This window comes from Janibacter endophyticus (assembly GCF_016888335.1).
Classification (GTDB): domain Bacteria; phylum Actinomycetota; class Actinomycetes; order Actinomycetales; family Dermatophilaceae; genus Marihabitans; species Marihabitans endophyticum.
Genome location: NZ_JAFEJG010000004.1, coordinates 1,046,861 through 1,071,081, shown reverse-complemented (window position 1 = coordinate 1,071,081; position 24,221 = coordinate 1,046,861). Strand labels below are relative to the sequence as shown.

Here is a 24,221-nt window from a genome sequence, read left to right as displayed (position 1 = left end):
GAGCACACCGATGAGCGAGCGCAACGAGAACCTCGACAGCGACCTCACCAGCTACAGCCTCGACGACGAGGACCAGCTCCAGCCGGAGGACACCCTCGTCGACGACCAGGGCGAGGACGCGCTCGACGCCGGGTACTCCCCCGCCGACAGCGCCCGCGGGTCGATGGCGCACGGCGTCACGGCACACGAGCAGACGCTCGAGGAGTCCATCGACGAGCGGATCAAGCAGGAGATACCGGACCCGCACAGCGCCTACGGTGCGCCCGACAACGAGTCGGGCCTGGACCGGCCGCGGGTGGGCGGGGACGACCCGGACGCCATCGACGCGGAGGACGACTGGCTCGGCGACTCCGAGGTCGGCGACCAGCGCGCCGGTCGGCTCGTCGCCCCCGACGAGGGCAGCCACGAGGACACCGACGCCGAGGCCTGGGGCCGTGACGTCGGCGTCGACGGCGGCGCAGCCTCCGCCGAGGAGGCCGCGATGCACATCATCGACACCGACGAGGACCGCAGCTGACCGGGCGCGACCTGGCGCGCCTGCCCAAGGCGCACCTGCACCTGCACTTCACCGGCTCGATGCGGGTGGAGACCGTGCGCGAGATGGCTGCCGCCCACGGCATCCGGCTCCCCCGCGCCCTCGACGAGTCGTCCTACCCGCCGCGGCTCTCCGCGGCGGACGAGCGCGGCTGGTTCCGCTTCCAGCGGCTCTACGACGCGGCGCGGCACTGCGTGCGCGGCGAGGCCGACATGCGGCGGATCATCCGGGAGGCGGCGATCGACGACGGCGCCGAGGGCTCGCGCTGGCTGGAGATCCAGGTCGACCCGACCTCCTACGCCCCCTACGTCGGCGGGATCACCCCCGCGATCGAGATCGTGCTCGACGAGGCCCGGGCCGTCTCCGCGTCCGCGGCGGAGACCGGCGCCGCCCAGGTCGGCGTCATCGTCGCCGCGAGCCGGATCCGGCACCCCCTCGAGGCGAGGACCCTGGCCCGGCTGGCGTCGCAGCACGCGGGCGAGGGGCCGGGTGCCGTCATCGGCTTCGGCCTGTCCAACGACGAGCGAAGGGGTGAGACCGAGGACTTCGCGCCGGCCTTCCGTATCGCGGAGCGGGCGGGGCTGCTCCTCGCGCCGCACGCCGGCGAGCTGCTCGGCCCGACTGCGGTGGAGACGACGCTCGCGGCGCTCGCCCCGCAGCGTCTCGGCCACGGGGTGCGCTCCGTCGAGGACCCCCGGGTGCTCGACCAGGTCGTCGAGGCCGGGGTGGGTCTCGAGGTCTGCCCGGGCAGCAACGTCTCGCTCGGGGTCTACGGCGACGCCACGGAGGTGCCGCTGCGCCGGCTCGTCGACTCCGGCGCGCAGATCGCGCTCGGCGCCGACGACCCCCTGCTCTTCGGCAGCCGGCTCGTCGACCAGTACGTCTCGGCCCGGGCGGACCACGGGCTCGACGACGCGGAGATCGCGGAGCTCGCGCGCAACTCGATCAGGATGAGCCGTGCTCCGGGAGGCGTCCGCGAGCAGTCCCTGGCCGACATCGACTCCTGGTTGGCTGACGACCGGTCGTCGAGCCTCTGACATGGCAGACGTGAAGGGGTACGGCCACCGGCCGTACCCCTTCGTCGTCCTCGGGCCGGGTCAGAGACTGTGGCCGACGAAGACCGGCTCGTTGACCAGGGTGACGCCGAAGGCGTCCTGGACCCCGTCGCGGACCTCGCGGGCCAGCGCGGCGACGTCCGCCGCCGTGGCCGAGCCACGGTTGGTGATGGCGAGGGTGTGCTTCGTCGAGAGGGCCGCCGGGCCGGGCATCTTGTACCCCTTGCCGAAGCCCGCCTTGGCGATGAGCCACGCGGCGCTCGTCTTGACCGTGCCGTCCGAACCCTCGAAACGTGGCGGGGTCGGGCCGTCGGCACCGAGCCGCTCGGCCGCGCGGCCGAGCAGCGCCTCGAAGTCTCCGGCGGACAGGATCGGGTTGGTGAAGAAGGACCCGCAGCTCCACGTGTCGTGGTCGCTCTCGTCGAGGACCATCCCGCGCAGGCGCCGCTGGGCGAGGACGGCCTCCCGCGCGTCGGCGAGCGGGACCCGCTCCCCCAGCCCGGCACCGAGCTGGCGGGCGAGGTCGGCGTAGGCGACAGGCGCGCTGAGGTCGCCGAGGACGAGCTGGAAAGAGACCTCGAGCACGACGTAACGGTCGGTGCCCTTGAACCGCGAGTGCCGGTAGGTGAACTGGCAGTCGCCACCGGCGAAGGTGCGGATCTCCCCCTTCGCCCGGTCGTAGACGCGGACCCGGGCGATGGTCTGGGCGACCTCCTGGCCGTAGGCGCCGACGTTCTGGACCGGCGTGGCACCGGTGAGGCCGGGGATGCCGCTCAGCGCCTCGATGCCGGACCAGCCCTCGGCGACCGACCGGGCGACGAGGTCGTCCCACGGCTCGCCGGCCGCGACCGTGACGAAGGCCCCCGAGCAGGCGTCCTGCGAGTCGACGCTCACCCCCCGGGCGGCGATGCGCAGCACGGTCCCGTCGAAGCCGTCGTCGGAGACGACGAGGTTGGAGCCCCCGGAGACGACGAGGAGGTCACGCCCCTCGGCGTCGGCCTCACGGACCGCGGCGACGACCTCGTCGGTCGTCTCGGCGGTCACGAGCGTCGCTGCGGGACCACCGACGCGCATGGTCGTGAGCGGCGCGATCGGCGCCTGGTGCTCGGTGCGCATCAGTCGAGCTGGACGGTGGCCTGGCAGCGGCCGAGGACCTTGTCGTCGCCGACGCGCGCCGTGAGCTCGACGACGGCGCGTCGCATCTGGTCGTCGACGCTCTTGACGACACCCGTGACCTCGATGTCGGCGCCGCCCTCATAGGGGACGACGACGGGGCGGATGAAGCGGGTGCCGTACTCGATGACCCGGGCGGGGTCGCCGACCCAGTCCGTGACGACCTCGACGGCTGCCCCCATGGTCCACATGCCGTGGGCGATGACGTCAGGCAGCCCGACCCGCTGAGCGAAGCGCTCGTCCCAGTGGATGACGTTGCGGTCGCCGGAGGCGCCGGCGTAGTGGACCAGGGTGGCGCGGTCGACGTGCAGGGTGCGGGCGGGCAGCTCGTCGCCGACGCGCACCGAGTCGTGCGTGCGGGTGCTCATGCGGACTCCTCCCCGCGGATGACGATCGTCGAGAGCGAGGTCGCGACCGGCTGCTCGTCGGGGTCGACGAGGTCGCTGCGCATCGTCACCATCGTGTGCCCCCCAGCGGACCGGACGCTGTCGATCGTGAGGATGCCGCGCAGCTCGTCACCCGCCACGATCGGCCGGTGGTGCACGAAGCGCTGCTCGCCGTGGACGACCCGGGAGAAGTCGACGCCCGCCTCGGGATCGGCGACGAACTGGGCGTCGGTGCGCTGGCCGGCGATGACCGCGAAGGTCGGGGGCGCGACGAGGTCGCGGTAGCCCGCCTCCCGGGCCGCCTCGACGTCGTGGTGCAGGCGCGAGGTGGCGCCGACCGCGGCGGCGAAGTCGCGGATGGCCTCTCGGCCCACCTGGAAGGGCTCGGTCGGCGGGTAGGTCCGTCCGACGAAGGACTCGTTGACAGGCATGGGCTCCACCCTAGTGCGGGGACAGCACGACGCCGCCCGGACCTGGTGGTCGGGGCGGCGTCGAGGAGGTGCGGGGCGAAGGACCTCAGCGGGTCTCGCGGTGCGCGGTGTGCTTGCCGCAGCGCGGGCAGAACTTCGACAGCTCCATGCGGTCGGGGTTGTTCCGCCGGTTCTTCTTGGTGATGTAGTTGCGCTCCTTGCACTCCGTGCACGCCATCGTGATCTTGGGACGGACGTCGGCGCTCTTGGTGGCCACGGGTCAACCTGCTCTCGGAACGAAAAGACTGCGTACGGAAATGGTGCGGGGTGCTGCGTCGGCACGCCGGTGTCGGCGGCCTGTCGACACAACAGGATAGGACACCTGGACATCCCCCACGAAATCCGCGGAGGCGGACCCTGAGGCACCGTGGTGCTCGTAGCGGGAGCGGGGCTCGATCCCGCGACCTCACGATTATGAGTCGTGCGCTCTAACCAGCTGAGCTACCCCGCCATGGGGCTGACGACCCAGACACGCCGGGCCGGTCAGACCTGAGCCCCCTGTCGGAATCGAACCGACGACCTTTTCCTTACCATGGAAACGCTCTGCCGACTGAGCTAAGGGGGCGTGCCTCGCTGGGCGAGGCGCCTGGGAGAGATTACATGGCGACCGGCCCCGGATGAAAATCGGGGGCCGGTCGCCATGCTCGAACCGTCGGCTCAGCGGCCGCTGACCTCCCACACGGTGGTCGTGCCCGAGACCTCGTTACCGACGAGGACGAGCGGCGTCCCGGTCGGGCTCTCGCCTGCGGAGACGAAGTGGACGCCCTCCGGCCCGAGGTCGCCGGCCGTGCCCGCCTCGGCCTCGCCCTCGGCGTCCCGGTTGAGACCGAAGCCCGCCAGCGCCGCCCGGCGCGGGTCGCTCACGTCTACCGCGACCAGCCCCGAGACGCGCTCGAGCCCGACGAAGGCGTAGGTCCGACCCTCGACCTTGCCGACGTCGAGGCCCTCGGGCTCAGGGCCCTTGTTGTCGCTGCGGTTGTCGAAGGAGTCGTCCTCGTCGTGGTTGGCGTTGAAGAGCTCAGGCGCGCGGTCGGCGATCAGCCGCTCGAGCTGGTCGCCGGAGTCCCACACGAGGGCGCCGGTCGCGGCGTCGCGCACAGAGACGGAGCGCCCGCCGAGGACGTGCAGCTCGGTGTACTGGCCGGCAGCGTTCTGCGGCGAGGTGGTCGTCGCGTTGAGACGGCCGATGGCCTTCTTGCCCTGGAGGGTGTCGGCGTCCGGGAAGACGCTCGGGTCGAGCTCGAGGTCGGCGGTGCGCTCCTCCTCGGCGAAGCAGTCGTAGTCGCGGGCATCGCCCTCGTTGGCGGTGACGAGGTACTCGCCCCCCTTCGCCCGGAAGGCCTCGATGGCGTCGGGCTGGTACATGCCCTTGACCGGCCACGTGGCGATGTTGATCGCGTCGTCCTTGTCGGAGGCGTCGAGCCCCTGCCCCGCGACCGAGTGGTCCTTGAGGCCGAGCGGGCGGATGTCGGTGACGCGCGCCGAGGCGATGTCGACGACGGCGATCGCGTTGGCCTCCTGGAGGCTGACGTAGGCGGTGCGCTTGTTGCCGGACACGGTGATGTACTCCGGCTCGAGGTCCTGGGCGACGCTCGCACCGGGACCGTAGATGCGTACGCCTGCGTCCCGCAGGGCGTCGACCTGGCTGTTGAACGCCCGGAAGTCGGCGGTACGGACCGTGGCGCGGGCGGCGCCGCGGCGCAGGTCGACGACGGAGATGCTGCCCTCGGGGTCGACCTGCCCCTCGCAGTAGCCCTCGGGCTCACCCTCGTTGGCGACGAGCGCGTAGCTGCCGTTGTCGGTGATCGTCACCATGTCGGGCAGGGCGCTGACGGTGACCTCGCCGGTCTGCTCGAGGCTCGTGGCGTCGAAGAGGGTGAGCGTGCCCGGGTCGGTCTTGACCTCGGCCTGCTGCGCGACGGCGACCAGACCGTGCCGGACGGCGACGGAGTTCGCCCCCGGGGTGTCGAGGGTGGCCGCCTTGGTCGGCTGTGTGGGGTCGCTGATGTCGAGGACGTCGACGGTGCCGGCGAAGGCGTTGACGACGAAGGCGCGGTGGTGCTGCGGGTCGTAGGCCACGATCTCGGAGGCACCCTCGGCGAAGGCGCCGGTCGAGTAGGTGCCGAGCGGGCTCAGCGTGAGGGCGTCCTGGGCCTCACCGGCAGAGGCCGTCGAGGCGAAGGGGGCGAGCGCGAGGCCGGCCGTGAGGGTGAGGGCGAGTGCTGCGGTGCGGCTCCGGGCCGCGCGGGGGATCGTCATGAGCGCAACCTAGGAAGCGCCTAGGGTCGGCCCGGCGTCTGCGACCTGAACGAGCGGCGAAGCCTGGGTGACCAGTCGGTCGGCTCAGCCCCCGGCGACCGCGCGCTCGATGGCCGCCACGTCGATCCGCTGCATCGTCAGCATCGCCTCGAAGGCCCGCGCGGCCACCCCTTCGTCGCCGGAGGTCGTCGCCTCGGTGAGCACCCGCGGGGTGATCTGCCACGAGAGCCCCCACCGGTCCTTGCACCACCCGCACTGGCTCTCCTGGCCGCCGTTGCCGACGATCGCGTCCCAGTAGCGGTCCGTCTCGGCCTGGTCCTCGGTCGCGACCTGGAAGGAGAAGGCCTCGCTCTGCGCGAAGGTGTCCCCGCCGTTGAGCAGGACGCACGGGATGCCGAGGATCGTCGCCTCGACGGTGAGGACGTCCCCCTTCGAGCCACCCGGGAAGTCGCTCGGCGCGCCGCACGGCGTCGACGGTGGTGTCGGGGAAGACCGAGGCGTAGAACTCCGCGGCCTCCTCAGCGCCCTGGTCGTACCAGAGGCAGACGGTGTTCTTCGCGGTGGTCATGGCGCGCTCCGATCAGGAGGCCTGCAGGGCCTCCAGGGCTGGCAGCAGGTGGGTCGGCAACGCTACGGGCCGACGGGTCTCCCGGTCGACGAAGACGTGGACGAATCGGCCAACGGCCACCACCTCGTGGTCGCTCCCCCGGCGCATCTCGACCGCCCAGGTGACCGAGGTCCGGCCGAGTCGCTCGATGCCGAGACCGACGACGAAGGGGTCGGGATAGGCGATCTCGGCGAGGTAGCGGCAGCCCGTCTCGGGGACGAGGTCCACGACGTCGCCCCCGGGGTCGAAGCCGTGGGCCTGGAGCCAGTCGTTGATCACCGTGTCCATCACCTGGTAGTGGACCGTGTTGTTGACGTGGCCGTACTGGTCGTTGTCGTTCCACCGGGTCGGGAGCTCGGTGACGAAGGGGTATCGCTGCGGGTCGTCAGGCACGGGACCCATCCTGCCGCCACACGCCCGAGGTACCCCGCCGGTGGCTGTCGACGAGGTGCGTGTCGACGATGCCGACCGCCTCCATGAGGGCGAACATCGTCGTCGGTCCGACGTGCCGGAAGCCGCGCCGTTTGAGCTCCCTGGCGAGCGCGACGGACTCGGGTGAGGTCGTCGGGATCTCGTCGTGGGTGCGGGGCGTGGGGGTCATCGCGGGCTGGAAGGACCAGACGAGCTCGGCGAGGCCGCCATCGGGGCGAAGGGCGATCGTCGCCGCCGCGTTGGCGATCGTCGCCTCGACCTTGCGCCGGTTGCGGACGATGCCCGCGTCCCCGAGGAGGCGGCCGACGTCCCCGTCGTCGTAGGACGCGACACGGTCCGGGTCGAAGCCGTCGAAGGCCGCCCGGAAGGCGGGCCGCTTGCGCAGGATCGTCGCCCACGACAACCCGGACTGGAAGGCCTCGAGACTGAGCCGCTCGAAGAGCCCCTGCTCCTCGCGCACGGGCATGCCCCACTCGGTGTCGTAGTAGTCGCGCAGGAGAGGGTCGACGCTCGCCCAGGCCGGTCTGGCGAGACCGTCGCCGCCGATCACCACATCGCTCATGGGCCGATCGTGCCAGCCGTAGGTGACTCGCGGGTACGACGACCCTTGCCACGCGCTCTGCTCACAGCCGGCGCGACAGCCGGGCGGAGGCAGGACTCGGCAGCGAGGCAACGGTCGTCGGGCCCGCGCACGCTCAGCCGCCGAGTCCACCCGCTGCTCGACGAAGGCCCCGGACGGGTTCCGTCCGGGGCCTTCGCACTGGCGTGGCAGGTGAAGGATTCGAACCTTCGTAGCTTTCGCGATGGATTTACAGTCCACTCCCATTGGCCGCTCGGGCAACCTGCCGTGCGCGTGGAAGGATAGCAAGCCGCGGCACGCAGGCTAAATCGCGCGCCCCCGACGACCACCACGAGCCCAGGAGGACACCCGCCATGGCCGACAGCAGCTTCGACATCGTCAGCAAGGTCGACAAGCAGGAGGTCGACAACGCCCTCAACCAGGCCGCCAAGGAGGTCTCGACCCGCTACGACTTCAAGGGCGTCGGCGCCTCCATCGAATGGTCCGGGGACTCCGTCGTCGTCAAGGCCAACACCGCCGACCGGGTCCTCGCCGTCGTCGACGTCTTCGAGACCAAGCTCGTCCGCCGCGGGGTCTCCCTCAAGCAGATCGACTTCGGCGACAAGGAGCCCAAGCCGTCGGGCAAGGAGTACGTCCTCTCTGGCCCGATGAAGGAGGGCATCGACCAGGAGAACGCGAAGAAGATCTCCAAGATCATCCGGGACGAGGGCCCGAAGGGCGTCAAGGCCCAGATCCAGGGCGACGAGCTGCGCGTGACGAGCAAGTCCCGCGACGACCTCCAGTCGATCATCGCGCTGCTCAAGGGCAAGGACCTCGACGTCGCCCTGCAGTTCACGAACTACCGCTGACCAGGAGGGAACCATGGCGGTCGACCCGACCGGGAAGAGTCTCAAGGAGTTCCTCGCAGCAGCGCCGGAGGAACCGGTCGTCATGCTCAACCTCCTGCGCTTCCGTGAGGGCGGCCGCGCGCAGTACGAGGCGTACGTCAAGCACTTCGCGAAGCACGCTCGCGCCTTCGGCGCCGAGGTGGTCTACGCGGGCGACGGAGGCAACCCGCTCGTGGCAGAGCATGGTCAGGCCTGGGACGCGGTGCTCCTTGTCTCTTACCCAACGCGCCGCGCCTTCAGCGAGATGGTGGCCGACCCTGCGTACCAGGAGGGGACGCACCTACGGAGCGAGGCGCTGGTCGAGGCGGTGCTTCAGCCCACCGTGCCCTGGCCGGCCCGCTGACACCGGTCAGGACCGGCGCGAACCGCTGGCCGCGCTGCCGGTGGGCACGCTCGCGCGCCTTCTCCGCAGCCGACACCCACGCGGGTGAGAGTTGGTCCGGTGCCTTCGAGGAGGACCGTCGACATCCCGCGCGCGGGGAAGAACCTGCGCGAGCCAGGACCCCTGGCCCACAGCCCGGGAGGTGTGCGCCAGCACGCCCTCGTGCGGTCGAGAGGCCCATACCTCACCAGGTGTCGATGTATCGGGACCCGCCGTCGCCCGAAGACACGGAGGGAAGTGCGGCAAGCACCCATCGCCGGGTGTCCGCCGGGTCGATGACGTCGTCGAGCTCGACGACCGCCGCCGCGTTGACCGCGCGACCGCGCTCGTAGAGGTCGGCGAGCAGTCGCTCCTCGAGGGCCCGGCGCTCGACGGGGTCGGTGATCGCCTCCAGCTCACGTCGGAAGCCGAGGCGTACCGCCCCCTCGAGCCCCATGCCACCGACCTCGCCCGTCGGCCAGGCCAGCGTCGCCGTCGGACGGTGGAAGCTGCCGGCCGCCATGGCCTGCGCACCCAGGCCGTACGCCTTGCGCAGCACCACGGTGACCATCGGCACCTGGAGATGGGCCCCGATGACGAAGAGCCGGGCGAAGTGCCGGACCGTCGCCGTGCGCTCGTGCTCCGGGCCGACCATGAAGCCGGGGGTGTCGCAGAGGGACAGGACCGGCAGCCCGTGCGCGTCGCAGAGCTGCAGGAAGCGGGCCAGCTTGTCGGCGGCCGGCGCGTCGATCGCACCGCCAAGATGACGGGGGTTGTTGGCCACGAGGCCCATCGGTCGTCCCTCGATGCGCACCAGGGCCGTGATCACACCCGGCGCGAAACCACCCCGGAGCTCGAGGACGCTGTCCTCGTCGGCCAGCGCCTCGATGGCCTGGTGCACGTCGTACGCGCGCAGGCGGTTCTCCGGGACGACATGTCGCAGCCGGCGCTGGTCCGGCGCGCTCCAGCGCTCGGTACGTCCCTGGAAGTACCCCAGGTACCGGCGCGCCACTGCGACCGCCTCCGCCTCGTCGGCGACCACGACGTCGACGACACCGTTGGCGCCCTGGACGTCGATCGGCCCGATCTCCTCAGGCGCGAACACCCCGAGCCCACCGCCCTCGATCATCGCCGGGCCGCCCATGCCGATGTTGGAGTCGCGGGTGGCGATGATGACGTCGCAGCAGCCCAGCAGGGCGGCATTGCCCGCGAAGCAGCGCCCGGAGGCGATGCCCACCGTCGGGACCAGCCCGCTCAGCCGTCCCATGGTCGCGAAGGTCGGGACGTCGAGACCGCTGGCCACCGTGGTGTCGGTGTCCCCCGGTCGACCTCCGCCACCCTCGGCGAAGAGGACGACAGGCAGTCGTTGCCGCTCCGCGAGCTCGAGGACCCGGTCGGTCTTCTTGTGGTTCAGGTAGCCCTGCGTGCCTGCGAGCACGGTGTAGTCGTACGCGAGGACGGCACACCTGGTCTCGTCGGCACCCGGCACCGCCGTCACCCGGCCGACGCCCGTGACGATGCCGTCGGCAGGGGTGCTGGTGATCAGGTCATCCTCGCTGCGGCGCGCCCGCTGGGCTGCCACGGCGAAGCCGCCGTACTCGGCGAAGGTGCCGTCGTCGCACAGGTCCGCGATGTTCTCGCGTGCGGTGCGCTGGCCCCGACCGTGCCGCTTGGCGACAGCGTCGGGCCGGGCCTCGTCCATCCGTCGGTCCCGCCGCTCCAGCAGCCGACGGAGGTCGTCCCGCTCGGCGTCGAGGTCGACCCCTGGGCCCTCCGTGTCGTCGCCGTCCTGGTCGGCGTCCGGGGTCAGCACCACGAGGCGGTCCCCAGGAGCCGTCGTCGCGCCCTGCCGAGCCTGGACCGAGGCGACGACGCCGCTCACCGGCGCGGGCACGACGTGCTCCATCTTCATGGCCTCAACGACGACGAGGGGGTCCCCCTTGGCCACCGTCTGGTCCTCGTCGACGAGGACCGTGACGACCGTCCCTGCCATGTCCGAGAGGACCACGCCGTCGACACCGCCGGAGGTCACCGAGTCGGCGAGACCCGTGCCCGCCAGCCACTGCGTGGTGACCGACCAGCTGGGCAGGTCCTCGTGGGCGAGCACTCCCTGCAGCAGCGCGAGGTTGGTCTCGAGCCCGCCGACCACCGTCTCCCGCAGTGCCTGCCGGCCCTTGCGCAGGGCCCCGTCGAGGTCGTGACCATGGGCGACGACCTTGGCCACCAGCGAGTCGAAGGTGCCGTCGACCCGGCTGCCCTCGACGAGATGGGTGTCGACCCTGATCCCAGGCCCGGTGGGCAGCGCGAGGTCGCTCACAACCCCGTGCGCCGGGACGGCCGAGCCGTCGGCAGCGGGGCGCTCGGCTGCGACGCGCAGCTCGACGGCGACCCCACGGACGCTGGGCCCTCCCCCGAGCCCCAGCTGGTCGAGGGTCTGCCCGGTGGCGAGCCCCAGCTGGGTCTGGACCAGGTCCACACCGGTGACCAGCTCGGTGACCGGGTGCTCGACCTGGAGACGCGGGTTGACCTCGATGAACCACCAGCGCCCCGGGTCGTCCGCGTCCACGAGGAACTCCACCGTTGCGAGCCCCACGTAGCCCGTCCCCGAGATCAGGCGGACTGCGGCGGCGGTGAGCTCGTCACGGGTCGACGGGGGCAGGTGAGGTGCCGGGGCGACCTCGACGACCTTCTGGAAGCGTCGCTGGACCGAGCAGTCCCGCTCGCCCAGGTGCGCGACACCCCCTTCGCCGTCGGCGACGACCTGGACCTCGACATGCCGTGCCCGCTCGACGTAGAGCTCGACGAACAGCGCGTCGGAGCCGAGGCTGCGGCCGGCCTCGGAGCGAGCCCGCTGCCAGGCGTCAGCCAGCGGCTCACCAGCGGGGACAGCACGCATGCCCCGCCCGCCACCTCCTGCGGCCGCCTTGATCATGACCGCGCCTCCGTGCTCCGAGGCGAAGGCCTGGGCCTCCGCCTCGGAGATGCCTACCGCCGTCGCCGGCAGGACCGGGACCTCGGCACGCCGGGCCGCCTCGCGGGCCCGCACCTTGTCCCCGAAGAGCTCGAGGAGGTCGGGGCCCGGGCCGACGAAGGTCACGCCAGCGTCGGCGCACGCCCGCGCCAGGCGCGGGTCCTCGCTGAGGAACCCGTAGCCCGGGTGGAGCAGGCGGCAGCCGTGCTCGGCTGCCCCGGCGACCAGTGCCTCAGCGTCGAGGTAGGCGGCCACCCCTTCGTCAGGCAGGACGTGGACCGTGTCAGCCAGCCGGGCAGCCAGGGAGTCCACCTCCGCCCGGGTGACGGCGACGACCGACCTGAGGCCGGCCTCCTGGGCCGCTCGCACGACGCGGACGGCCACCTCTCCACGGTTGGCGACGAAGACAGACACGGAGATGCGGCTCAGAGGATCTCGAAGAGACCTGCCGCGCCCATGCCGCCGCCCACGCACATGGTGACCACGCCGAGCTTGGCGCCGCGGCGACGACCCTCGAGCAGGAGGTGACCGGTCATCCGGGCACCGCTCATGCCGTACGGGTGGCCGATGGAGATGGCTCCACCGTTGACGTTGTACTTCTCCGGGTCGATCCCGAGACGGTCCCGGCAGTACAGCGCCTGGACGGCGAAGGCCTCGTTGAGCTCCCAGAGGTCGATGTCGTCCACGGTGAGCCCGTGGCGCTCGAGGAGGCGCGGCACCGCGAAGACAGGCCCGATGCCCATCTCGTCCGGCTCGCAGCCAGCGACCGCGATGCCCCGGAGGATGCCGAGCGGCTCCAGGCCGCGCTCCTTCGCGAGCTCGGCCTCCATGATGACGACAGCGGCTGCCCCGTCGGAGAGCTGGGACGCGTTGCCGGCGGTGATGAACTTCGAGTCATCGCCATCCTTCGCGAGGACCGGACGGAGCTTCGTGAGGTCGTCGATCGTCGTGCTGGGGCGGTTGCCCTCGTCCAGTTCCAGGGTGACGTCCTGCTGCGAGGTCTCACCGGTCGCCTTGTCGACGACGACCTTGCGCGTCGGGAGCGGGACGATCTCGTCGACGTAGAGACCCGCCTCCTGGGCGGCGGCGGTGCGCTGCTGCGACTGGAGAGAGTACTCGTCCTGCGCCTCACGCGAGACGCCGTACCGCTGAGCGACGATCTCGGCCGTCTCGAGCATCGACATGTACGTCGCAGGGATGTTCTCGACGAGCCAGGGGTCCTTCATGCGGTAGGTGTTCATGTGCTCGTTCTGCACGAGCGAGATCGACTCCACGCCACCACCGATGGCGACGTCCATCCCGTCGTGGACGACCTGCTTCGCCGCTGTGGCGATGGCCATCAGCCCGCTCGCGCACTGCCGGTCGACCGACATCCCGGCGACCTTGACGCCGAGACCGGCACGCAGCGCAGCCTGGCGGCCGATGTTCATGTTGGTCGAGCCCTGCTGGAGCGCCGCACCGATGACGACGTCCTCGACGTCGGTCCCTGTGACTCCGGCGCGGTCAGCGGCGTGGCGCACCGCGTGGCCGATGAGCTCCTGGGCCTGGGTGTCGTTGAAAGCGCCGCGGTAGGCCTTGCCGATGGGGGTACGAGCGGTGGAGACGATGACTGCTTCGCGCATGGAGAACTCCTGTGTCTGTGGTGGCTACGAGTGGTCAGAGGGTGAGGTCGACGAGCTGTGCAAGGTCCGAGCGGTGGGCGTCGGGCGTCCCGAGCGCCAGCTGGTCAGCCTTGGCTCGCTTGAGATAGGTGTGGACCGGGTGCTCCCACGTCATGCCGATGCCGCCGTGCAGCTGGAGGGCCTCCTCGGCTGCGAGCACGGCCACGTCGGAGCACCAGGACCCGGCGACAGCCTGGGCGACCGCCTGGTCTGGGTCTTCGTCCGCCAGGGTCGCGGCCGCGTAACGCGCAGCCGACTGGGACTGCACGACGGCGAGGTACAGGTCGGCCAGCCGGTGCTTGATCGCCTGGAACGAACCGATCGGACGAGCGAACTGGACCCGGGTCTTGGCGTACTCCACCGTCGTCTCCAGGCACCACTGCGCGAGACCGAGCTGCTCCGAGGCGATGAGTGCCGTCCCGGCGGCGAGCGCCGCGTCGACAGCTCGGTCCGCTGCGTCGCCCGAGTCCACCTCGCGCCCCTCGCCGGTGACGCTGACACGAGCGAGCGGACGGCTCATGTCGAGCGAGGTCAGCGCCTCGACGCTCACCTCGTCGCTCGTCAGCACGCGGAGCGAGGTCTCGCCCCCGCTGCCGGAGACCGGCACGAGGAAGACGTCTGCGTCGAGGGCCCCGGCGACCGGCTCGGCCGACTCGCCGACAGCCGTCCATGCGCCGCGTCGCGCGGTCCACGGCAGCACGAGCACGGCGGTCACCTCGCCCGAGGCGAGACGCGGCAGGTCCTGCTCGTCGCCCGCGACCACGAGCGCGGTGGTCGCGACGACCGCGCTCGTGAGGAACGGGACCGGCGCGACCGCCCGCCCCAGCTCCTCGAGGACCACAGCAGCCTCACGGGGTCCGGCCCCCACACCGCCGAGCGACTCGGGCACGAGCAGGCCGGCCAGCCCGAGCTGCTCGGCGAGCGCTCGCCAGACGGCGGAGGTGTCGGTCGACGGCTCGTCGAAGAGCCGCGCGACGAGGTCGTCCCCCACCGTGCGCTGGAGCGTGGAGCGCACGCTCGAGCGGAGAGACTCCTCGACGTCGGAGTAGAGCAGATCAGTCATCGCGGCACGTCCTTGAACGGGATGCCCTTGTCGGGGCGGTGGTCTGGCGGGAGGCCGAGGACTCGCTCGGCCACGACGTTGCGCATGATCTCGCTCGTCCCCCCCTCGATGGAGTTGCCCTTGGCGCGGAGGTAACGGAAGCCCGGACCCCGGCCGAGGAAGGATGCGGACGCTGAACGGACCATCGTCCAGTCGTCGTAGAGGAGCCCCTTCGCGGGGTCGAGCTCGAGGGCGAAGCCGGTGATCTGCTGCGCCTGGCGAGCGAAGGCCAGCTTCATCGCCGAGCTCTCCGGGCCGGGCTGGCCCGACTCGAGCTGCTGTCGCAGCCGCTCACCGGCGATCCTCGTGACCTCGCACTCCACCCACCACGCGAGCAGCTCGGCCTGAGCCCCGGGCGTGCGCACGGACGGGTCGTCCCGCCACTGCTGCGCGACGAGACCGATCTGGCCGGCCTCGCGGTCGTTGCCCGCGCTGATCGCGACACGCTCGTTGTTCAGGGTGGTCGTGGCGACCTTCCAGCCCTGGCCGACCTCGCCGATGCGGTCGGCGTCCGGCACCCGCACCCCGGTGAGGAAGACCTCGTTGAACTCTGCCTCGCCGGTCACCTGCCGGAGGGGTCGGACGTCGACACCCGGGTCGCTCATGTCCACCACGAAGTAGGTGAGGCCTGCGTGCTTCGCCACCGAGGTGTCGGTCCGGGCAACGAGGATCGCCCGCTGGGCGTTGTGGGCTCCCGAGGTCCACACCTTCTGGCCGTCGACCACCCAGGTGTCGCCCTCCTGGACGGCTCGGGTGGCGATGGCTGCCAGGTCTGAGCCGGCACCAGGCTCGCTGAAGAGCTGGCACCAGATCTCCTCAGACGTGTACAGCGGGCGGAGGTAGCGCTCCTGCTGCTCTGGGGTCCCGAAGGCGATGAGGGTAGGGGCCGCCATGCCGAGACCGATGCTGTTGCGCCCGACATCAGGCTCCGGCGCACCGGCCTCCGCAAGGAGACGGTCGACCTCCTCCTGCCGCCCGCGAGAGAGGCCCAGACCACCGAGACCCTCGGGGAAGTGCACCCAGGCCAGGCCTGCGTCGAAGCGTGCGCCGAGGAACTCTGCGGGATCGGTGGTCGCCGGGTCGTGGGCGTCGAGCAGGTCACGAACCTTGGTCTTGAGCTCAGGCATTGGCGGTCCTCCGACGGATCTCGTGGCGGGCAAGGGCGTTCTTGTGCACCTCGTCAGGGCCGTCCGCGAAGCGCAGCGTCCGCACCTGGGCGAACCACTCGGCGACCGGGAAGTCCTGGCTGAGCCCGCCCGCGCCGTGCACCTGCACGGCCTTGTCGACGATCCACTCGACGGTGCTCGGAGCAGCGATCTTGATCGCCTGGATCTCGGTGTGCGCACCCTTGTTGCCCACGGTGTCCATGAGCCAGGCAGCCTTGAAGGTCAGGAGGCGGAGCTGCTCGATCCGCACACGCGACTCGGCGATCCACTCGCGGACCACTCCCTGGTCGGAGAGGGGCTTGCCGAAGGCGACGCGCTCGGCCGCTCGGTCGATCATCAGCTCGAGGGAACGCTCGGCGATGCCGATGAGACGCATGCAGTGGTGGATACGTCCCGGGCCTAGCCGGGCCTGGGCGATCGCGAACCCGGCCCCCTCCTCTCCGATGAGGTTCGAGGAAGGGACACGGACGTCGGTGAAGTCGATCTCCGCGTGCCCACCGTGGTCGCGATCGTCGTAGCCGAGGACCTTCATGCCACGGCGGACGTCGACCCCGGGGGTGTCCCGGGGGACGATGATCATCGACTGCTGCCGGTGCCGGTCTGCCGATGGGTCGGTCTTGCCCATGAGGATGAAGAACGCCGCGTTCGGGTTCATCGCCCCAGAGATGTACCACTTGCGGCCGTTGATGACGTACTCGTCCCCGTCCCGCACGATGCCCGTCTCGATGTTCGTGGCATCCGAGCTGGCGACCCGGGGCTCGGTCATCGCGAAGGCCGACCGGATATCACCGTCGAGGAGCGGCTTGAGCCACTGCTCCTTCTGCTCGTCGGTGCCGAACATGTGCAGCACCTCCATGTTGCCCGTGTCCGGTGCCGCGCAGTTCGTCGCGACGGGCGCCAGGTGGAGGCTCCGCCCGAGGATCTCGCACAACGGCGCGTACTGCAGGTTGGTGAGGCCGGCCCCGTCCTTACCCGGGAGGAAGAGGTTCCACAGACCTGCGGAACGGGCTGCCTCCTTGAGCCCGTCGATCACCGGCGGGGGTGCCCATACGTCGGGGGCCGCCTCCACCTGCTCCCAGTACGTGGACTCGGCCGGGTAAATGTGCTCGTCCATGAACGCCGTCAACCGGGCGCTCAGGTCTTTCGTCTTGTCGTCATAGGCGAAGTGCATGACGCTCTCCTTCGTACGTGGTGGCCGACGAGATGAGTCGGCTAAGGGGTCTTGGAGCTGCGTGCCGGGCGGGCGCCGGTGGTGGAGACCTCGGACCGGTTCAGGGCACGCTTGAGGATCTTGCCGGTGGCGCCCTTGGGCAGCTCCTCGACCAGCTTGTAGATCCGCGGCACCTTGTAGGCGGCCAGCCGCTCACCGAGCCAGCCCCGCAGCTCCGCCGGATCGAGGGTCGCGCCCGGCCGAGGGGTTACCACGGCCGCGATCTCCTCGCCCAGGTGCTCGTCAGGGACACCGATGACCGCTGCCTCAAGGATGTCCGGGTGGGCGTAGAGGACCTCCTCCACCTCGCGCGGGTAGACGTTGTAGCCGCCCCGGATGACAAGGTCCTTCTTACGGTCGACGATCCACAGGTCGCCGTCCTCATCCATGCGTCCGATGTCGCCGGTGAGGAGCCAGCGACCGTGCCGCGCATCGCTTGTGGCGTCCGGCCGGTTCCAGTATTCACGCATGACGACCGGGCCGGCGATGGCGACCTCTCCGGTCTCGCCGACCGGTACCGGCTCCCGCGCCTCGTCGAGAACCGTGATCTCCATGCCGGGAAGGGCACGGCCGACACTCATGTCCTTGCGCGGGCGGTCCGCCTGGTTGAAGGTCGCCGCACCTGTGGTCTCGCTGAGCCCGTAACCGTCCAGCACCATCGCGCCGAATCGTCGCTCGAAGGCCAGCGCGACCTCGAGCGGGAGGGCTGCTCCTCCGGAGCTGGCGAGACGCAGGTCCGCCAGGTCGTCCGCAGTCACGTCGGTCTCCGCGTGCAGCATTGCGTTCCACATCGTCGGCACCCCGGACATGGCAGTCAATCGGTGCTCAGCAGCCATCTCGAGCAGCGCTGCTGCGTCGAAGGGTCGCAGCAGCGAGAGGCATCCACCGGCGTGATACGTCGAGAACATCACGGCCGCCTGGCCGAAGACGTGGAAGAGCGGGAGAGCAGTGCCCATGCGTTCGTCCGAGGACAGGTCCAGCGCCTCGTTGAAGGCAGCGCCGCAGCTGGTGAGGTTGTCGTGGGTGAGCACGGCTCCCTTCGGCCGGCCGGTGGTGCCCGAGGTGTACAGGAGGACAGACGCGTCGTCGCCTGCGACATCAGCAAGCTCGGGGATCTCGTCCGCAGTGCCCATGCACCCCGCGCTGAGGATCCACAACCCCAGACGAGCCGCCGAGGCCGCTGCCTTGACCGCGTCCTCGGTCTCGTCCCAGCCGATCGCGTAGCTGCACTCGGCATCCTCGATGAAGTACGCCAGCTCCGGCTCCGTGCACAAGGTGTTGACGGTCACTGCCGTCGCCCCCAGTGCCAGGATCGCGTGATAGGCGATGACGAACTCAGCGCTCGTTGGCACGACAACCAGCACCCGGTCTCCTCGACCGATACCACGGCCCTCCAGCTCGACCATGGCCCAGGCGATCGAGCGGCGGAGCTCGTCGAAGGACCAGGACTCGTCTCCCACACGAAGTGCGAGGCGCTCAGGTCCCGAGTCGGCGTGACCCCAGACCAGCTGGGCTGCGTTGTGCATCAGTCTTCACCTTTCACTGTGCCGTGCCGTCTACCTTCACCACCGAGCACCGACCGCGGACAGCAAGCGCGTGAGTACTCGGCATGCGGCTCACCGTCGGCCTCCTCGCCGACCCGGGCTACTGGGCGGGCACCATCTCTGCGGTGGCGCAGATTCGCTATTGCCCTCTCTCCACGCCTGAGGGGGGTGGCGCTCGGGGTCTGGCCCGAGTCTGGACCCGGCCCGCAACAGTTGTCAAACATGAATTCAGATTCAGACTGGTCTAGCCCAGGGTCTTCGAGTACCGCTGCATGCCGCGGATCCAGCGGTCGTGGTCGTCCACCTTGCGCCGCTGGAACTCCCGTACGTCGGCATGGGGCGTCACGAGGAAGCTCCCCGCCTCGACGGCCGCGAGCACCTCGTCCGCGACCGAGCGCGGCGAGAGGACCTCCCCTGCCTCGGTCACTGCCGCGGCCGCCACCAAGCCGCCCTCGGCCCCGTCGGCATTCATCCCGACGCGGAGCATGTCGGTGTCGACGCCCATGGGGCACAGGCAGCTCACACCGACGCCCTGGTCCCCGTAGGTGACAGCGAGCCACTCGGCGAACGCGACCGCGCCATGCTTGCTCACGGAGTAGGTGGCAGAGCCGATCTGGGTGAGCAGACCGGCCGCGGAGGCCGTGGAGACGAAGTACCCGGAGCCCCGCTCGAGCCATTCCGGGACGAGGCGGCGCGCAGCCCGCACGTGAGCCAGGAGGTTGACGTCGATGGCGAGGCGCCACTGGTCCTCGGTGGCCCCGAGCCCCGACGCGTCCCCGACGCCCGCGTTGGCGAAGAAGAGGTCGACCGGCCCGTGGTGCTCCTGGGCCGCCTCGATCATCCTCGCGATGTCACCCTCGCTCGAGGCGTCGCCTGCGACGGCGACGACGGATTCCGGACCCGCGACCGAGGCAAGCCGCTGCGCGGTCGACGTGAGCCGTTCGCCGTCGAGGTCAGAGACGACGACTCGCGCACCCCCTTCGAGGAGGGCCTCGGCGAGTGCCGCACCAATGCCGCCGGCCGCCCCGGTCACGACTGCGGTCTTCCCTGCGATCTGCATGCCCGCCCCCATCAGTCGCACGGTCCGCCGGCGACGTAGAGGACCTGACCGGTGGTGAACCCGGCGCCCTCGCTGGCGAAGAAGGACACGGCGTGGGCGATGTCCTCCGGCTTCCCGGTCCTGGCGACAGGCGCCTGGTCCGTGGCCATCTTCTTGAGCTCGTCGAAGCTGATCCCGATCCGCGCGGCCGTCTCCGCGGTCATCTCGGTCTCGATGAAGCCGGGGGCGATCGCGTTGGCCGTCACCCCGAACTTGCCGAGCTCGATGGCCAGGGTCTTGGTGAAGCCCTGCACGCCCGCCTTCGCGGCCGAGTAGTTGACCTGCCCGCGGTTCCCCTGGGCGGAGGTGGAGGACAGGTTGACGATGCGCCCGAACTTCTCCTGGGTCATGAAGCCCTGGCAGGCCTTCGTCATGAGGAAGGACCCCCGAAGGTGAACACCGATGACCGAGTCCCAGTCCTCGACGCTCATCTTGAAGATGAGGTTGTCGCGGATAATCCCCGCGTTGTTGACCAGGACCGTGGGAGCCCCGAGCTCGTCCGCGACGCGACGCACAGCAGCCTCGACCTGCTCCGGGTCGGACACATCGGCGCCGACCGCCAGAGCCTGACCGCCGGCGGCAGCGATCTCGTCGACGACGGCCTGGCAGGCCGACTCGTCGAGGTCAAGGACCGCGACCGCCATCCCGTCCTCGGCCAGTCGCTTGCTGATCCCGGCGCCGATCCCCCGGGCCCCGCCCGTGACGATCGCCGTGCGCTGGTTCGTACCCATGCTCTCTCCTTGCGTGGTCACCTACCGTTCGGATGACTCGCAACGTACTTGAACCCGTCTTCATGTTCAAGTAATCTGCACGAACTTCTTCGTTCCTCGACACACAGGGAGCTCGACATGACCCAGACCACACAGCGCCGGCCGGCATCCGTGCAGGACCTCAAGGACCTCCTCGGCGTTGAGCTCGGCCCGACCGAGTGGCACGTCGTCGACCAGGCCAAGATCGACGCCTTCGCAGACCTCACCGGGGATCACCAGTGGATCCACGTCGACCCCGAGCGGGCCGCGGACTCTGCCTTCGGCTCGACGATCGCCCACGGGCTCTACAGCCTGTCCCGCACTCCTGCATTCCTCGAGGAGCTCATGGCCTTCGACGGTTTCGCGCACAGCCTCAACTACGGCTACGACCGGGTGCGCTTCATCCACCCGCTGCCCGTTGACTCGCGCATCCGCCTGCGCGCCGAGCTGACCAAGGTCGAGGAGACCTCCCCCGGCCAGGTCAACGTCGTCACCAGGCTGACCGTCGAGGCCGACGGCATCGAGAAGCCGATCCTCGTCGCTGACTCGATCGGCCGCTTCAGCGCCTGACGATGATGGCCCCGCCGACCGGGGCCACCCAGGGAAGGCGCCCGTGGGCCTCCGTCACCTCGTCGATCCGATCGGCGACGGCGGGGGCCCACGAGCATGCCCGGCGGGTCCGGAGGTCGACGTGCGCCTCCAGCGCCTCCAAGGTGTTGACGAGGCGCCTCGTCGATCGGTTGACGATGAAGGAGACCGCGTGGAGCACCTTGTCGCCGCGCTCGACCCAGCGCATGTGCACGCTGACCTCGTCCCCGACGTGCACCTCTCCGAGGAACCGGATGTGCTGCTCCACGCTGAAGACGCTCTGACCCGTCGTCTCCCGATACTCCTTGTCGAGACCTATCGCCGTCATCGCCGAGTGGGCCGCCCGCATGTGCAGGTCGTAGAAGTGACGTACGTTGACGTGCCCGTTGCCGTCCTCCCACTCACGCGGCGCGGTCTCGAGGAGCAGCGTGGGCAGGGCCAGCACGTCGTCCACGCCGGGCAGGTCGCTGACGACGCTCACGGCTGGAGCACCACCTTGCCGGTGACGGTCCGGCCCTCGAGCGAGGTCAGTGCCGCTACGGCGTCCTCGAGCGGGTAGGAGGCACCGACGACCGGGCGAAGCGCACCGCTACGCAGATGCGGCAGCATCGCCTCCCACTCGGACCCGACGTGCCCAGGACGAGGCATCGCGTAGGCGCCCCAGCCGACGCCGACGACGGATATGTTGTTGAGGAGGAGGCGGTTGACCTTGACCTCCGGGATCTGTCCCGCCGTGAACCCGATGACGAGCAGCCTCCCGTGCTCACGCAGTGTGCGCAGGGAGTCGGTGAAGCGGTCGCCGCCCACCGGGTCGACGACGATATCGATCGTCTTGCCGACGGACTCACGGAAACCGTCGGCGAGGACCACCTCGTCAGCCCCGGCGGCCCTTGCGACCTCCCCCTTCGCCTCCGTCGAGACGACAGCGACCACCCGATCGGCGCCGAACGCCTTGGCTACCTGGATCGCGGCGGTCCCGATGCCCCCCGCCGCGCCGTGGACGAGGACGGACTCGCCCGGCGCCATCCCTCCCCGCTCGACCAGCGCGAAGTAGACCGTCGCGTAGTTGAAGAGGAAGGATGCGCCCTCCTCGAACGTCACCTCGTCCGGCAGCACGAAGGTGAGGTCTGGTCGTGCCTGGACCTTCTCGGCGAAGCCCCCCAGGAGGCACAGCGCCGCCACGCGGTCACCGACGGAGAACCCGCTCCCGTCGGGAGCCTTCTCGACGACCCCGGCGACCTCAGCCCCAGGGACGAAGGGCAGGTCGGGCTTGACCTGGTACAGGCCGCGGGTCTGGAGGAGCTCGGGGAAGGCGACCCCCGCGGCCTTCACCGCGATCGTCACCATGCCCTCGTCGGAGGGGTCGGGCAGATCGACGACCTCGATGGCCTCAGGGCCGTCGAGCGTGGTGATGTGGATGGCGCGCATGAGTGGTCCTCTCGCAGGGGTGGTCAGAGCTTGAGCAGGAGCTTGCCGGTGTTGACGCCTCGGAAGAGCCCGAGGAGAGCCTCGGGGAAGGCCTCCACGCCTCCCTCGAGGACCGTCTCCCTAGGGGTGAGCGTCCCGTCGGCGATCATCTTGGACATCGCCGACACCGCCTCCGGGTAGCGGTCCTCGTAGTCCATGACGACGAAGCCGGTCATCGAGGCACGGAAGACGAGCAGGGACATGTAGCGGCGCGGCCCTTCGGGGAGCTTCTGCTCGTTGTAGCCGGCGATGGCGCCGCAGATGACGACGCGGGCCCCCCGACGCAGGTTGGCCAGCGCCGCGTCGAGCACCTCGCCGCCCACGTTGTCGAAGTAGACGTCGACCCCTTCCGGAGCGGCTGAACGGAGCTGCTTCAGCACCCCACCCTGCTTGTAGTCGATCGTGGCGTCCGCCCCGATCTCCTTGAGCCACGCCACCTTCTCCGGCCCTCCCGCGACGCCGACGACCCGGCACCCACGGGCCTTGGCGATCTGGAGGACAGTGCTCCCGACCGCCCCAGCCGCCGCCGAGACGAGCACGGTCTCCCCGTCCTTGAGCCGGCCGACCTCGGTGAGGCCGAACCACGCCGTCATCCCTGGCATGCCGAGCGCACCGAGCCAGGTCGTCGCAGGCGCGACGTCCAGGTCAAGCCGGGTCACGCCCTGGCCGTCGCAGAGCGCGTACTCGCGGACCCCGAACACCCCGCTGACGACGTCCCCGACCGCGAAGTCGTCGTTGTTCGAGGCGACAACCTCACCCGCCGCGAAAGCGCGCATGACCTCCCCCAGCCCGACGGGCGGGATGTAGGAGCGGACGTCGTTGAGCCAGCCGCGCATGGCGGGGTCGAGCGAGATGTGCTGCACCTTGACGACGAGCTCGCCAGGACCCGGGTCCGGCACCTCCGTGCGCTCGATCGACCACGTGCTCTCGTCGGGATACCCGTCCGGACGCTGCGCCAGGCGCACCTCCGTCGACGACCAAGTCATGTCTTCACCCTTCCACCAGATCGTGCGGCACCCATTGCAGGAACCAGTACGTTCAGGCACGATAGCCATAACCTGAACCTGATTTCAATATCAACTCAGGTCGCCGGAGGCTCGTCCGAGTCCCGGCTCACCTATCGAGGAGACCCCATGGACATGAACTCCCTCTTCTCTCTCTCAGGCCGCGTCGCCCTGGTCACGGGCGGGTCCCGCGGGATCGGTCGCATGATCGCCGAAGGGCTGCTCCGGCAGGGCGCCCGCGTCTACATCACCGCCCGGAAGGCCGAGGCCTGCGACGCGACGGCTGCAGAGCTCTCGGAGATCGGCCACTGCGTGTCCCTCCCTGCGGACGTGTCGACGCTCGCGGGGATCGAGGCGCTGCTCACCGCATTCAAGGAGCACGAGTCCTCGCTCGACATCCTCGTGAACAACGCCGGGGCCGCCTGGGGCGCCTCCTTCGACGAGTTCCCCGAGAGCGGGTGGGACAAGGTCATGGACCTCAACGTCAAGGCCCCCTTCTTCCTCACCCAGGCAGCCAAGGAGCTGCTCCTCGCCGGCCGGGAGCGCAGCGGCGAGCTGGCGAAGGTCATCAACATCGCGTCGATCGACGGGCTCTCGCTCAACCCGATGGAGACGTACTCATACCACGCCAGCAAGGCAGGCGTGATCCACCTGACCGCTCGGATGGCCGTGCGGCTGGCCCCTGAAGGGATCATCGTCAGCGCGATCGCCCCGGGAGCCTTCGCCTCGACGATGAACAAGGACGCCCGCGATCACGCCGACGAGATCGCCCAGTCGATCCCCTCAGGCCGGATCGGACGCTCCGAGGACATGGCGGGGGCGGCGGTCTACCTCGCCTCCCGCGCCGGAGACTACGTCGTCGGCAGCACGCTCGTCGTCGACGGCGGGGTCAACATCGCCCGCTGACCTCGGCTG

At 70.3% G+C, this 24,221-nt stretch carries 24 protein-coding genes, 3 tRNA genes and 1 pseudogene; 6 read left to right on the top strand and 22 right to left on the bottom strand.

Translation table 11 applies throughout. The features are described 5' to 3' along the window. The first annotated feature begins 10 nt into the window (after window positions 1-10). Complete coding sequence (locus JNO54_RS05220; RefSeq protein WP_204142945.1) at window positions 11-517, top strand: DUF5709 domain-containing protein; 507 nt, start codon at window positions 11-13, stop codon at window positions 515-517. Then, window positions 514-1,572, top strand: coding sequence for an adenosine deaminase (locus JNO54_RS05215; protein WP_372430726.1), 1,059 nt, complete (start codon window positions 514-516; stop codon window positions 1,570-1,572). Before JNO54_RS05220 ends, JNO54_RS05215 begins: the two co-directional genes overlap by 4 nt. A 60-nt stretch (window positions 1,573-1,632) precedes the next feature. On the opposite strand, the gene JNO54_RS05210 is transcribed toward JNO54_RS05215, so the two are convergent. The 11 genes and pseudogenes from JNO54_RS05210 to JNO54_RS05160 form a co-directional block, all read right to left on the bottom strand. Then, on the bottom strand, window positions 1,633-2,706 hold the full coding sequence (locus JNO54_RS05210; RefSeq protein WP_204142944.1) for a UDP-N-acetylmuramate dehydrogenase: 1,074 nt from the start codon (window positions 2,704-2,706) through the stop codon (window positions 1,633-1,635). Continuing rightward, a complete protein-coding gene (locus JNO54_RS05205) occupies window positions 2,706-3,131 on the bottom strand; it encodes a MaoC family dehydratase (protein ID WP_204142943.1) in 426 nt (141 codons plus the stop codon). The genes JNO54_RS05210 and JNO54_RS05205 overlap by 1 nt, the downstream gene beginning before the upstream one ends. Continuing rightward, window positions 3,128-3,580: an FAS1-like dehydratase domain-containing protein gene (locus tag JNO54_RS05200; protein ID WP_204142942.1), complete on the bottom strand. Its 453-nt coding sequence runs from the start codon at window positions 3,578-3,580 to the stop codon at window positions 3,128-3,130. Before JNO54_RS05200 ends, JNO54_RS05205 begins: the two co-directional genes overlap by 4 nt. 85 nt (window positions 3,581-3,665) lie before the next feature. Continuing rightward, window positions 3,666-3,836 (bottom strand): 50S ribosomal protein L33, encoded by a 171-nt coding sequence (gene rpmG, locus JNO54_RS05195; protein ID WP_204142941.1) that lies wholly within the window; start codon window positions 3,834-3,836, stop codon window positions 3,666-3,668. A gap of 160 nt (window positions 3,837-3,996) precedes the next feature. Next, a tRNA-Met gene (locus JNO54_RS05190) sits at window positions 3,997-4,070 on the bottom strand. A 41-nt stretch (window positions 4,071-4,111) separates the two neighbouring features. Beyond that, window positions 4,112-4,184, bottom strand: a tRNA-Thr gene (locus JNO54_RS05185). 92 nt (window positions 4,185-4,276) lie between these two features. Beyond that, window positions 4,277-5,878 carry a choice-of-anchor I family protein gene (locus JNO54_RS05180; RefSeq protein ID WP_204142940.1) on the bottom strand — a complete coding sequence of 534 codons (1,602 nt, stop codon included), beginning with the start codon at window positions 5,876-5,878 and terminating at the stop codon, window positions 4,277-4,279. Window positions 5,879-6,100: 222 nt separating this feature from the next. After that, window positions 6,101-6,446: pseudogene (locus JNO54_RS05175) on the bottom strand (VOC family protein); the annotation flags it as partial. Window positions 6,447-6,458: 12 nt separating this feature from the next. After that, window positions 6,459-6,878, bottom strand: a complete 420-nt coding sequence (locus JNO54_RS05170) for an acyl-CoA thioesterase (RefSeq protein WP_307818068.1) — start codon at window positions 6,876-6,878, stop codon at window positions 6,459-6,461. Beyond that, on the bottom strand, window positions 6,871-7,479 hold the full coding sequence (locus JNO54_RS05165; protein ID WP_204142938.1) for a DNA-3-methyladenine glycosylase I: 609 nt from the start codon (window positions 7,477-7,479) through the stop codon (window positions 6,871-6,873). Before JNO54_RS05165 ends, JNO54_RS05170 begins: the two co-directional genes overlap by 8 nt. A 204-nt stretch (window positions 7,480-7,683) precedes the next feature. Then, window positions 7,684-7,764 (bottom strand) — tRNA-Tyr (locus tag JNO54_RS05160). 86 nt (window positions 7,765-7,850) lie between these two features. On the opposite strand from JNO54_RS05160, the gene JNO54_RS05155 reads away from it, so the two are divergent. Continuing rightward, window positions 7,851-8,345 carry a YajQ family cyclic di-GMP-binding protein gene (locus JNO54_RS05155; protein WP_204142937.1) on the top strand — a complete coding sequence of 165 codons (495 nt, stop codon included), beginning with the start codon at window positions 7,851-7,853 and terminating at the stop codon, window positions 8,343-8,345. Window positions 8,346-8,358: 13 nt separating this feature from the next. Then, entirely contained in the window at window positions 8,359-8,727 is a 369-nt protein-coding gene (locus tag JNO54_RS05150; protein ID WP_204142936.1) for a DUF1330 domain-containing protein, read from the top strand. Between the two features lie 223 nt (window positions 8,728-8,950). On the opposite strand, the gene JNO54_RS05145 is transcribed toward JNO54_RS05150, so the two are convergent. The 8 genes from JNO54_RS05145 to fabG all read right to left on the bottom strand — a co-directional run bounded on the left by JNO54_RS05145 (window position 8,951) and on the right by fabG (window position 20,229). Continuing rightward, window positions 8,951-12,130: a carboxyl transferase domain-containing protein gene (locus JNO54_RS05145; RefSeq protein WP_204142935.1), complete on the bottom strand. Its 3,180-nt coding sequence runs from the start codon at window positions 12,128-12,130 to the stop codon at window positions 8,951-8,953. Window positions 12,131-12,141: 11 nt separating this feature from the next. Beyond that, the gene (locus JNO54_RS05140; protein WP_204142934.1) at window positions 12,142-13,338 is read right to left on the bottom strand and encodes an acetyl-CoA C-acyltransferase; all 1,197 of its coding nucleotides are present in this window, start codon (window positions 13,336-13,338) and stop codon (window positions 12,142-12,144) included. A 34-nt stretch (window positions 13,339-13,372) separates the two neighbouring features. Continuing rightward, window positions 13,373-14,440: an acyl-CoA dehydrogenase family protein gene (locus tag JNO54_RS05135; RefSeq protein ID WP_204142933.1), complete on the bottom strand. Its 1,068-nt coding sequence runs from the start codon at window positions 14,438-14,440 to the stop codon at window positions 13,373-13,375. Further along, window positions 14,437-15,606: an acyl-CoA dehydrogenase family protein gene (locus tag JNO54_RS05130; protein ID WP_204142932.1), complete on the bottom strand. Its 1,170-nt coding sequence runs from the start codon at window positions 15,604-15,606 to the stop codon at window positions 14,437-14,439. Before JNO54_RS05130 ends, JNO54_RS05135 begins: the two co-directional genes overlap by 4 nt. Continuing rightward, complete coding sequence (locus tag JNO54_RS05125) at window positions 15,599-16,816, bottom strand: acyl-CoA dehydrogenase family protein (protein WP_204142931.1); 1,218 nt, start codon at window positions 16,814-16,816, stop codon at window positions 15,599-15,601. Before JNO54_RS05125 ends, JNO54_RS05130 begins: the two co-directional genes overlap by 8 nt. A 41-nt stretch (window positions 16,817-16,857) precedes the next feature. Next, window positions 16,858-18,381, bottom strand: coding sequence for an AMP-binding protein (locus tag JNO54_RS05120; RefSeq protein ID WP_204142930.1), 1,524 nt, complete (start codon window positions 18,379-18,381; stop codon window positions 16,858-16,860). Between the two features lie 262 nt (window positions 18,382-18,643). Next, window positions 18,644-19,459 (bottom strand): SDR family oxidoreductase, encoded by an 816-nt coding sequence (locus JNO54_RS05115; protein ID WP_204142929.1) that lies wholly within the window; start codon window positions 19,457-19,459, stop codon window positions 18,644-18,646. Window positions 19,460-19,470: 11 nt separating this feature from the next. After that, window positions 19,471-20,229 (bottom strand): 3-oxoacyl-ACP reductase FabG, encoded by a 759-nt coding sequence (gene fabG / locus JNO54_RS05110; protein ID WP_204142928.1) that lies wholly within the window; start codon window positions 20,227-20,229, stop codon window positions 19,471-19,473. Window positions 20,230-20,346: 117 nt separating this feature from the next. On the opposite strand from fabG, the gene JNO54_RS05105 reads away from it, so the two are divergent. Then, window positions 20,347-20,817, top strand: coding sequence for a MaoC family dehydratase (locus JNO54_RS05105; RefSeq protein ID WP_204142927.1), 471 nt, complete (start codon window positions 20,347-20,349; stop codon window positions 20,815-20,817). Here JNO54_RS05105 and JNO54_RS05100 read toward each other — a convergent pair. The 3 genes from JNO54_RS05100 to JNO54_RS05090 are packed head-to-tail and all read right to left on the bottom strand — an operon-like array spanning window position 20,807 to window position 23,288. Beyond that, window positions 20,807-21,316 carry a thioesterase family protein gene (locus JNO54_RS05100; RefSeq protein ID WP_204142926.1) on the bottom strand — a complete coding sequence of 170 codons (510 nt, stop codon included), beginning with the start codon at window positions 21,314-21,316 and terminating at the stop codon, window positions 20,807-20,809. The genes JNO54_RS05105 and JNO54_RS05100 overlap by 11 nt on opposite strands. Continuing rightward, window positions 21,313-22,263 (bottom strand): NADPH:quinone oxidoreductase family protein, encoded by a 951-nt coding sequence (locus tag JNO54_RS05095; RefSeq protein ID WP_204142925.1) that lies wholly within the window; start codon window positions 22,261-22,263, stop codon window positions 21,313-21,315. Before JNO54_RS05095 ends, JNO54_RS05100 begins: the two co-directional genes overlap by 4 nt. A gap of 23 nt (window positions 22,264-22,286) precedes the next feature. After that, a complete protein-coding gene (locus JNO54_RS05090; protein ID WP_204142924.1) occupies window positions 22,287-23,288 on the bottom strand; it encodes an NADP-dependent oxidoreductase in 1,002 nt (333 codons plus the stop codon). A 147-nt stretch (window positions 23,289-23,435) separates the two neighbouring features. Here JNO54_RS05090 and JNO54_RS05085 point away from each other — a divergent pair, with 147 nt between their 5' ends. Then, a complete protein-coding gene (locus JNO54_RS05085) occupies window positions 23,436-24,212 on the top strand; it encodes an SDR family oxidoreductase (protein ID WP_204142923.1) in 777 nt (258 codons plus the stop codon). Window positions 24,213-24,221 lie beyond the last annotated feature (9 nt).

Bases quoted from the DNA above. Each gene is read 5' to 3' on its own strand.
- JNO54_RS05220 (WP_204142945.1), top strand. From the start codon at position 11: ATGAGCGAGCGCAACGAGAACCTCGACAGCGACCTCACCAGCTACAGC.
- JNO54_RS05210 (WP_204142944.1), bottom strand. From the start codon at position 2,706: ATGCGCACCGAGCACCAGGCGCCGATCGCGCCGCTCACGACCATGCGC.
- JNO54_RS05205 (WP_204142943.1), bottom strand. From the start codon at position 3,131: ATGAGCACCCGCACGCACGACTCGGTGCGCGTCGGCGACGAGCTGCCC.
- JNO54_RS05200 (WP_204142942.1), bottom strand. From the start codon at position 3,580: ATGCCTGTCAACGAGTCCTTCGTCGGACGGACCTACCCGCCGACCGAG.
- JNO54_RS05180 (WP_204142940.1), bottom strand. From the start codon at position 5,878: ATGACGATCCCCCGCGCGGCCCGGAGCCGCACCGCAGCACTCGCCCTC.
- JNO54_RS05165 (WP_204142938.1), bottom strand. From the start codon at position 7,479: ATGAGCGATGTGGTGATCGGCGGCGACGGTCTCGCCAGACCGGCCTGG.
- JNO54_RS05155 (WP_204142937.1), top strand. From the start codon at position 7,851: ATGGCCGACAGCAGCTTCGACATCGTCAGCAAGGTCGACAAGCAGGAG.
- JNO54_RS05150 (WP_204142936.1), top strand. From the start codon at position 8,359: ATGGCGGTCGACCCGACCGGGAAGAGTCTCAAGGAGTTCCTCGCAGCA.
- JNO54_RS05140 (WP_204142934.1), bottom strand. From the start codon at position 13,338: ATGCGCGAAGCAGTCATCGTCTCCACCGCTCGTACCCCCATCGGCAAG.
- JNO54_RS05135 (WP_204142933.1), bottom strand. From the start codon at position 14,440: ATGACTGATCTGCTCTACTCCGACGTCGAGGAGTCTCTCCGCTCGAGC.
- JNO54_RS05130 (WP_204142932.1), bottom strand. From the start codon at position 15,606: ATGCCTGAGCTCAAGACCAAGGTTCGTGACCTGCTCGACGCCCACGAC.
- JNO54_RS05125 (WP_204142931.1), bottom strand. From the start codon at position 16,816: ATGCACTTCGCCTATGACGACAAGACGAAAGACCTGAGCGCCCGGTTG.
- JNO54_RS05120 (WP_204142930.1), bottom strand. From the start codon at position 18,381: ATGCACAACGCAGCCCAGCTGGTCTGGGGTCACGCCGACTCGGGACCT.
- JNO54_RS05115 (WP_204142929.1), bottom strand. From the start codon at position 19,459: ATGCAGATCGCAGGGAAGACCGCAGTCGTGACCGGGGCGGCCGGCGGC.
- fabG (WP_204142928.1), bottom strand. From the start codon at position 20,229: ATGGGTACGAACCAGCGCACGGCGATCGTCACGGGCGGGGCCCGGGGG.
- JNO54_RS05105 (WP_204142927.1), top strand. From the start codon at position 20,347: ATGACCCAGACCACACAGCGCCGGCCGGCATCCGTGCAGGACCTCAAG.
- JNO54_RS05095 (WP_204142925.1), bottom strand. From the start codon at position 22,263: ATGCGCGCCATCCACATCACCACGCTCGACGGCCCTGAGGCCATCGAG.
- JNO54_RS05090 (WP_204142924.1), bottom strand. From the start codon at position 23,288: ATGACTTGGTCGTCGACGGAGGTGCGCCTGGCGCAGCGTCCGGACGGG.
- JNO54_RS05085 (WP_204142923.1), top strand. From the start codon at position 23,436: ATGGACATGAACTCCCTCTTCTCTCTCTCAGGCCGCGTCGCCCTGGTC.